This window comes from Aquiflexum sp. (assembly GCF_977115555.1).
The window spans coordinates 1-2,249 of record NZ_CDSBKL010000544.1 but is presented as its reverse complement, the minus strand read 5'-3'; the positions used below and the strand labels follow the sequence as shown (position 1 = coordinate 2,249).

Sequence of the window (2,249 nt, the reverse complement as noted above, 5' to 3'; positions counted from 1 at the left end):
ACAGGATGTTTCGGGGGAATTTGAATCAGGATGGTAATGTATTCTATATGAAGCCTACCATCCCGAACGGTGCTAAGTTTTTATATTTATTATTGTACCCCGTTTTTATTCATTGGCACTTTTATATTGGCTTATCACAAACTCAATCAGATTATCAACATTTTTATTGACCAAAACGTCCGGTGAAATACCACCTGGGTCAACAGGATTTTCAGGTAATCTACTTGAGCGGGTAGTCGGTACGGTAGCATACCAAAAGCCGGAAGGCGTAATTACAGGATTAAGGTTAGAGTAATCCAAAGCACCGCCTGTAGATTCATACCCATAGATGGTGGTTTTACTGCTCTGCTTGGCTTTCAATAAAAACTCTTCTGTGGCACTCGTGCATTTACCGTCAATAAGAATGCTCACTTTTCTTGGGAAATCCTTTATGACTTCAAGCTTAACAGTATCTGTCTCATTTTCACCAAAAAGCACAAAATTATTCGGGTTTGCTTTTCCTTTTTTTACCATTTCCCCGATTTGTTGTCTTGTTTCTTCCGGCAAATTCGGATTGTCAACATATTGCTCAAAAGGGAAATATTGTTTTCAGAGGTCCACAAAAAGGTACCATTGGTAATAATTGGATTGGTGTATAGGAAAGGTATTACATTGCTATAGGTATCATCCCCACCTCCTGAGTTTCCCCGCAAATCAATAATTAGGTGCTCGGTGATGTCAAGTTTAGATTTATTATTTTCAATTAAGGTATCTAAGTCTATCTTGTAATCAAGATTACCGGTTTTTATAGTGAGCAATGCTGTCCCTGAATCCGGGAAAACAAGCGAAGGATAATAATCTTTGTCATCATCTTCGTATAGTTCTTCAAACTTGGGGTTCTCTTCCAATACACCAAATGCGACATGACCATTGTCAAGGTAAGCGATTAATTCGCCAATAACCTCGTGGCATTTAATCACATCATTAATGGTAGTGGACCGGTCAATAAAAGACTGAAATTGCTTTTTATAATCCGGATGTGAAATCTTGAAGTCTTGAAAACCGCTATAGTCTTTTTTGTAGCGTTCTGCCAAAAACGCCACATCTGTTTTACAATCGCATTCTTGGGCTTTAACTGTAGTAAAAGAAAATCCTAAAAGAATTAAAATCAAATTTAGAGTTTTGAAGTGATCTCGATTCATATCTTTTGTTTCGTTATTTATGTTAGTATTCTCCTATGGTACAGCCATTGTATTTACCAAAAACTTGTTGAGATCTATCCAAATCGATTAAGTACCAAAAATAAGGTTGATGTTTTTCAATTACCTAAACTTAATCTCTTTGAGTTACATATCCAATCCTCCCTTCCGACTATTTATAGGATTATCTATTCCCTACGATTTCACCTTCAGCTTCATCATGATATCGGTCTGTGCGTCATTGCCTAAGAGGAAGATGTGCCTGTCAAACTCTACAAAACCGTTTTTCTTATAGAATTGGATGGCTCTTGGGTTATGTTCCCATACGCCTAGCCACACATAGTCGGCATGCTGTTGTTTGGCGATTTGGATGGCTTTGTCGAAAAGCATCTGCCCCACTTTTTTCCCATGGAATTCCTGCAGGACATAGATCCTTTCGATTTCCAGGGATTTGTCATCCTTTAACTCCGTCTGAGAGGGACCAAAATTCACTTTCAGGTAACCGATGACCTTTTCGCCCAAGATGGCAAAATAGAATTCAGAATGCGCATCATGGAGTTCGGTGCTTAGCTTCTCGGTAGAAAATCCTTCCGCCAAATAGGTGGTCATGTTTTCCTCGCTGTTGGATGCCGCAAATGTTTCAAGAAAAGTCTGCCTGCCGATCTGCTGCAATTGGGCGAGGTCTTCGGGGTAAACCCTTTTGAGGAGGATGTTTTCCATGTGATTAGGAGACTGTTTTTAATCCGATGATAGAACCGATTAAAGTGGTAATGAACAGCAGGCGCAGAAATGTCGCAGGTTCTTTGAATACCAAAATCCCCACAAGTACCGTCCCGACGGCACCGATTCCTGTCCATACGGCATAGGCTGTCCCGATCGGCAAGGTTTGGGTAGCTTTGACCAAAAGTCCCATGCTGATGCCAAGGGTAATCAAAAAACCCGCGTACCAAAAATACATGTCGTTTCCGGTAGCCACTTTAGCCTTACCCAGACAGAAGGCAAAAGCCACTTCAAACAGACCTGCGATAATCAAAATGATCCAATTCATTGTGGTTTATATTTTTTAATTGT

At 40.0% G+C, this 2,249-nt stretch carries 4 protein-coding genes; all 4 read right to left on the bottom strand.

The window, feature by feature from the left end; genetic code table 11:
* Positions 1–105: 105 nt before the first annotated feature.
* On the bottom strand, positions 106–513 hold the full coding sequence (locus ACZFYI_RS19355; protein WP_462525763.1) for a S41 family peptidase: 408 nt from the start codon (positions 511–513) through the stop codon (positions 106–108).
* Complete coding sequence (locus tag ACZFYI_RS19350; RefSeq protein ID WP_462525762.1) at positions 507–1,151, bottom strand: hypothetical protein; 645 nt, start codon at positions 1,149–1,151, stop codon at positions 507–509. The genes ACZFYI_RS19355 and ACZFYI_RS19350 overlap by 7 nt, the downstream gene beginning before the upstream one ends.
* A 222-nt stretch (positions 1,152–1,373) precedes the next feature.
* Positions 1,374–1,898 carry a GNAT family N-acetyltransferase gene (locus tag ACZFYI_RS19345; RefSeq protein WP_462525761.1) on the bottom strand — a complete coding sequence of 175 codons (525 nt, stop codon included), beginning with the start codon at positions 1,896–1,898 and terminating at the stop codon, positions 1,374–1,376.
* A 4-nt stretch (positions 1,899–1,902) separates the two neighbouring features.
* The gene (locus tag ACZFYI_RS19340; RefSeq protein WP_462525760.1) at positions 1,903–2,226 is read right to left on the bottom strand and encodes a DMT family transporter; all 324 of its coding nucleotides are present in this window, start codon (positions 2,224–2,226) and stop codon (positions 1,903–1,905) included.
* Positions 2,227–2,249: the final 23 nt, after the last annotated feature.